Raw genomic sequence first — 5585 nt, 5'->3', positions numbered from 1 at the left:
TGAGTTGTGCTATTTTTTTCGCCAAGTATAAACGTCAAAAATTCCTCAAGGCGGTATATAATTTTTTGATCGTTGTCATTCTCTAGTACTTGTACTGCTTCTTCAGGGAAGTCTGTAATCACTTCATGTTCAGGAGGGTTAATCCCCCCCAAAACCCTATTAGTTATAATAAGACTTAATGGTGGAGATAGGTTCAAGGCTTTGAAAAAATTATTTTTATCACCTTTATTCAAAAACCACCTACTCTGTACATCCTCTAATTCTTCAGGAGTAAGTTCAAGAGCACTACTTAACTCTTCGATGCAACTAACTTTTACTTTCCCATAGTCAGCATCAATAGAGATTGAATATGTTACTTCATTGCCATTGACTGCTATATTCACTAAATCAACCACCTTAACATCAATATATATCTTTTTCTTTTCACCTCGGCCGGCTGTGTACGTAGGACTTAAAAATAAGGTTGGGTAATCTGCCAACTTCATTACTGATTTATTTGTGAGTGGTATTAATCCCAAGTCACTGAGTAAGTTGGTGGAAAAATTTGGAAGGAAATCAACTCGCGGTAACGATAATTTTTGAACTAAATCCTTTTTACTAGTCGATTCATTAAAGATGATATTAAACAAGTCGGACTCCTTATATTTTTCGGAAAATATACCGTTACGGATCTGCACGTCATGCGGCATCTGATAATTATACCTCACTATAATAGTGCTGCCCCATATCACCAAATAAAAGACGCACCACCTTCATCCCCTACTACGCCGTGTCAGCCTGTAGACCAATTCATGCCATTTCTGTCCAGCTGTCCTCGCTGCGGCAAAATCGCGTGAAGATATGTAGCCAAGTTATGTGTTTATACCTATTGGTATTAAAAGTTCAAACGCTAAATACTATTGATTGGTGTTTTCTGTTCTTCACTTCCTCCCACAAAAACACACTTTTATGCAAAAAACGTCAAACCATATGATAATCACTCCTTTTTTCGACGAGAAAACCCCACCCAGGCGATCAAAAGATAGAAAATGAGTTTTTAATATAGATTTTTCACTCACCCACTCAATGGCTGCCTGTGAATTTCAACAGTCTTGTCAAAATGCAAGCCATCATGTAGAAGTATAAATGACCGAAGCAATTGTGCTCTGCGTCATATGTCACATTCGAACCAAGGAACACAATATGGGAAAGGTAGTTAAGTTTGTTAAACCGGTGGCACCTAAAGGCAGTGATCCGTGGTGCTCACCTATTATCCGCGAGGATGGGAGCACAGTATCTGGCGGTGCAGCGCGTGAAATGCGTCTTAAAGCAGTTGGCGGCGTCCAGGAGTTGTTGCGTACCACACTGGAAAACGCAACACGCCTGGCAAGTAAGAAAACAGGCTAACCCCACAAAAGGTAAGTAAAACAATGAGTTGGTTCGGGATGTCAAACCTTGAAGGTAACGTCAAGCGCATGCAAGAAATGAAAGCAGGCGGGGCGGGTCCTCTGAAAATACGTAATACCTTTAGAAAGGAAGGTATTGATATTGAAACTCACCAGGTTAAGGCGATTTTGGAAAGTGCCGATAACCTGCGTGTTAAGGCGCTGCCAAAAAAGGCAGCTCAGCAAGTCATTAAAGAAATGAAGGAGGTTAAAAATCAGGGAACTGACACTCTGCCTGACAGCAACACCTGATGTTCGCCAGGACGAAGCGGTTGCCTCGTCCTGTTTTCCTTTCTGGCCGCCTTCCCTTTCCTTCGCTCTTATCCCTGCGGAATAACGGTTAAAGATCCGCAAACGCCGCACCCCGCCATTTTCGCCTATGTAGTATCAATGTAATGAGTTACATACTATATGCGGGATTTGTGCGCCCTGCCCGTCTATTTCGTCAAAAAAAGCCTGCGACAAAACGACATATAGAAAGAAACTTCCGCACAATGCGGTACAATTTAGGGTAATTATGATGGCGGGATCCTCTGGCATAATAATGGCGGATCGGTCATGCCGTGCAGCGTCTAACCAGTACGTTCGTCGGGAGGCCGTGGTGAACCCGCCTGTGAAAGTTGCGCATGCGCAAAAATGTCTTCGCCGGCGTCAGCAAAATGACAACGCTACGTGAAATCTGAGAAAGTTTTGTGAGGCAATGCTGTGGATTTTAAAAATCCCGACGACGTGAAAATACTCCCTCCCGCCATGCTGATGCCCGTCGGTGGGCCGGACTGGGCGCGGGTGTTTGCAATGCGGCAGCTGGCCATGTCCACGCCCAACGCGCCGGCGTATTTGCTCGCCCCGGAGGTTGCCGTACTGCTGAGCTATCTCCCCGATCTGCGTCAGCGCACTTTCTTTGAAACCATGTGGAATACCGGGGCCAGGCCCAACGAGGCGCTGGCCCTCACGCCGGCTTCACTGTTGTTCAAACAGGCGATGCCCGCCATTAAATTGCCCACGCTGAAACAGCGAACGCGCGGTCGCGGTCGGCCAAAAGAGTCTGAATTGCCGGTAAGAGACGTGCCGGTGTGGGATACCACCTATCGTGAAAGAATGATCTCACTGGTCGCGACGCTGAAGATAAGAGTAGAGGAACCCCTGTGGCCGGTGTCGCCGGATACCATATCGCGGTGGCTGAAGCGCGCTATTGATGCCGCTGAGCGTGACGGCGTCACGTTTTCTATCACGCCGATCATTCCCAAATCCTTCCGGCACTCTTTTGCGATGCACATTTTGTTCAACCGCATACACCCCAAAGTCCTGCAAACCCTGATGGGCCATAAGTCCTTCAAGTCCACCGAGGTGTACACCAAGCTGTTCCTGTTCGATGTCGCTGGCCAACACCAGGTGAATTTCGGGTACGACGTTGAACAGGCGAAGCTGGCGATGATGCAGGCGGGAAATCTGCCCCGCCAGATCTCGGGCCATTTCTGATGTTGTCGCGCAAAGGCTATGCGTTATAGCACTTTCGTAAACCGCCAAACTTCGGGCTAGCTCACTGTAATAAAAAGGGCAGTCATATTATTGACCGCCCTTTTTTACTGCTTTTGTTTGACCCTGTTACCTAAAGTGACATAGCGTTCAGAGCGTTTTCTCAATTGCCTGAGCCGGTTCGGCAGGTCTTTGTGAACGAAATCTTCAGGCAGTTCAAAATCGTCAAAGTGGACAACCAGATACTCATGCACTTTCTCAAGAATGGGCAACAGAGAAACATTGTGTTTGGCGTCGCGGAGCTCGGTCTGGAGACGAAGATAGTTTTCGTCCCAGGCTAAAGCATAGAGATTCATAAAATGGTCTCTTGCCACCCTGAAGTCACGCTTGTCGAACATTTCCAGGATAAAGAAGAAGCACGGGATTTTTAATGCATTGATCCTTGCCAGTTCAACGTCTCGCCGCCGCCGCAAAATTTTCAAATTGGCAAAACGTGATTTTATGCAGGCAATGGGGTTAAGCACCCTCACCTTCTCATGCTTCACCGGTTCTTCAGTATCACCCAGGGCGATTAAAAACGGTTCTGTATTTAACAAGAGTTTTTTATCGCTGAAGTCACCCAATTCAAAACCGGCTGGCCAGTCAATCACATCAACGGTGTTGGCTATTTCAGGATCTTCCGGGTCAGAAAAATATCTGCCATCAACCTGCTTAATCTCTTTCGTCTTGCTGTCTATCAGCAAGAACCGGGCGACCGAGGGTGGATTGCCTTTATCGTTTAATGAAACATCAACGTGTAAGGCATGTGCAATGGCATTTACATCATGTTTGTTTGCTGAATAATCTACGTCGATGGAGGTTACCAGTCGCTCATCCGGCAACTCTTCACCATACTGGTCATGGAAATAGGAAACCCAATATTGTACCGCCTGACCGCCGACAGTGATCACGGCGTCACGCAGCTGGTCACCACTAGCGATGAGCTGAGTATTCAGGAGATAGGCTTGTTCGAATGGAGGAATTGATTCGTTTTCAGACATAAAAAAACCATCATTGAATGATGGTTCATTTTGCCGCAGTCTTCTTAATCAAGCAAAGCTAACTGGCTGCTTAGACGAGAATTTTGAAGAGACGCTGTAGCGTGATTTCGGCGCAGGTTTGTACTCACGATCACCGCGTAGAACTTCTTTTGCCACTCTGTCATAGCGGGCATGTTGTTCTGACTTAACGATTGATGGAGACATTTGACGTTACCTGAGTACAAACATTTTTGTTGGGTTGCATCAAATATACGCTGCCAATCTACCGCTTGCAATTACTTCTAAGTGTTAGCAACACCCGGCTAGCATTTGCTTCCTTCAATGCTATGACTTACTTCATATTTTCATCAGGGTATGAATTCAATTCTTTTGTCCCATTAAGTATAAAAATGAGAGAGAAGAACGGAGCCGGCAGATACCTTACTTGCAAGCAACCTGGAAGAAAGAACTAACAGGAGCAATAGTTAGGGAAGGTCAGAATGAAAAAACCCGCCAGAGATAGCGGGGAAAGGTTTGTGAAGGCAACTTAACCAGCCAAAAGGCCGAGTTCCAAAACAAAAATATAAAATTTTTTAATCGTTGGAGATTTCGTAGTTTTTTAAACCTTCTTCACCTTCTTTTTCAACGATATCTTTCAATTTGCGCGGGTACTTACCCACTCCCTTGTAAGAGATAAGCTCACCCTTGATTCGGTAGTGACGAACCCTGCCAATGGAAGGCCGTTTAAGTGGGCGCCCATTGTTGAGCAGTTCATCGGGTTCAATCCCATCCTTCTTCAATAGTGAAAGATGCTCATCGATCATCTTCTGCCTGGCTCTTTGTTCTGCCTCTAACGCCATCTCTTCATCTTCACGTTGTTCCAGAACGCGACGACTGTCAGCATTGAGAATACGAAGAAGTTGAATGGGCATCGCCCTAAACACCTTGTTACGGCGGGTCAGATTATTGAGAAATGCAACAACGTCAGAAACTGGCATAGAAGAGTTCTTTGACATGGGTTATTCCAGTGCAGTCAGTTTATAAGGGGTCCGCCTGGAATTCGGAAATTATCCTACGTTTGGAGATTTGAGATTGGAAGATCTCTAAAAGTGAATGTGCCGTTTGGGTGGGATATTTACAAACACGCCGGTTGCCTGACTGTGTTTACCCGACATTGCTGAATATTCTGTTCTGGTTTTCATAAATAGCGCCGTGCCGGATCGGAGGCATGAATGGGGTGGTGATATCCTGCTGTTATTAATATTGTTTTTTTGAATTTCCGTTTTAAAAAAGACGCGTGCACATTGCTTGTTTTTTTTGGAAAACCCTCTTCGTTATTCTGCTGTTCTTTTCCTGTCCCTACATCCTTACCTTACCCGCATCGGGTAACTGGCTCAGTGATATCACCTTTTCCCGATCCTCAGGCTCCGGCAGCGTCACGGCGCTTCCGGTTTGCCGGCTCTTCACATTAATAACACTCAAGGATAACGGACATGACGTCTGACTCTGCACGTAACAACGCTTTGCTGGCAGCGCAGCTGGCCAGCCTCTCCGTAGACAGCGACGGTAACTACATTCCCACCCCGGCTGAACCCGGCGTGGCCCGTATTGATTACGCCACTGACAACACCGGCCTCCAGACCGGTGATATCGGTCAGTTCGGTTA

The 5585-nt window shown here is 46.1% G+C and carries 6 protein-coding genes; 3 read left to right on the top strand and 3 right to left on the bottom strand.

Features of this window, described 5'->3' with window-relative positions; all coding sequences use genetic code 11:
• The coding region (locus D6C13_RS24980; protein ID WP_147408207.1) for a hypothetical protein at positions 1–629 on the bottom strand (629 nt) is incomplete at its 3' end.
• Between the two features lie 553 nt (positions 630–1182).
• Between D6C13_RS24980 and D6C13_RS24975 the strand changes: the two genes are divergently transcribed.
• From D6C13_RS24975 to D6C13_RS24965, 3 genes are all read left to right on the top strand, one after another.
• Complete coding sequence (locus tag D6C13_RS24975) at positions 1183–1386, top strand: hypothetical protein (protein WP_120135307.1); 204 nt, start codon at positions 1183–1185, stop codon at positions 1384–1386.
• Positions 1387–1409: 23 nt separating this feature from the next.
• A complete protein-coding gene (locus tag D6C13_RS24970) occupies positions 1410–1676 on the top strand; it encodes a hypothetical protein (protein WP_120135306.1) in 267 nt (88 codons plus the stop codon).
• Positions 1677–2129: 453 nt separating this feature from the next.
• Entirely contained in the window at positions 2130–2903 is a 774-nt protein-coding gene (locus tag D6C13_RS24965) for a tyrosine-type recombinase/integrase (protein ID WP_119823612.1), read from the top strand.
• 104 nt (positions 2904–3007) lie between these two features.
• On the opposite strand, the gene D6C13_RS24960 is transcribed toward D6C13_RS24965, so the two are convergent.
• Both D6C13_RS24960 and D6C13_RS24955 read right to left on the bottom strand, forming a co-directional pair.
• The gene (locus D6C13_RS24960; RefSeq protein ID WP_120135305.1) at positions 3008–3940 is read right to left on the bottom strand and encodes a hypothetical protein; all 933 of its coding nucleotides are present in this window, start codon (positions 3938–3940) and stop codon (positions 3008–3010) included.
• Between the two features lie 572 nt (positions 3941–4512).
• Entirely contained in the window at positions 4513–4935 is a 423-nt protein-coding gene (locus D6C13_RS24955; protein ID WP_119823616.1) for an H-NS family histone-like protein, read from the bottom strand.
• Positions 4936–5585 lie beyond the last annotated feature (650 nt).

The sequence above is a fragment of the Rahnella woolbedingensis genome (assembly GCF_003602095.1).
Taxonomy (GTDB): Bacteria; Pseudomonadota; Gammaproteobacteria; order Enterobacterales; family Enterobacteriaceae; genus Rahnella; species Rahnella woolbedingensis.
The sequence above is the reverse complement of the archived record's forward strand: the minus strand, read 5'-3'. Positions and strand labels throughout refer to the sequence as shown.

Excerpts from the sequence above, each read along its gene's own strand:
- D6C13_RS24955 (WP_119823616.1), bottom strand. The coding sequence starts at position 4,935 with ATGTCAAAGAACTCTTCTATGCCAGTTTCTGACGTTGTTGCATTTCTC.
- D6C13_RS24970 (WP_120135306.1), top strand. The coding sequence starts at position 1,410 with ATGAGTTGGTTCGGGATGTCAAACCTTGAAGGTAACGTCAAGCGCATG.
- D6C13_RS24960 (WP_120135305.1), bottom strand. The coding sequence starts at position 3,940 with ATGTCTGAAAACGAATCAATTCCTCCATTCGAACAAGCCTATCTCCTG.
- D6C13_RS24975 (WP_120135307.1), top strand. The coding sequence starts at position 1,183 with ATGGGAAAGGTAGTTAAGTTTGTTAAACCGGTGGCACCTAAAGGCAGT.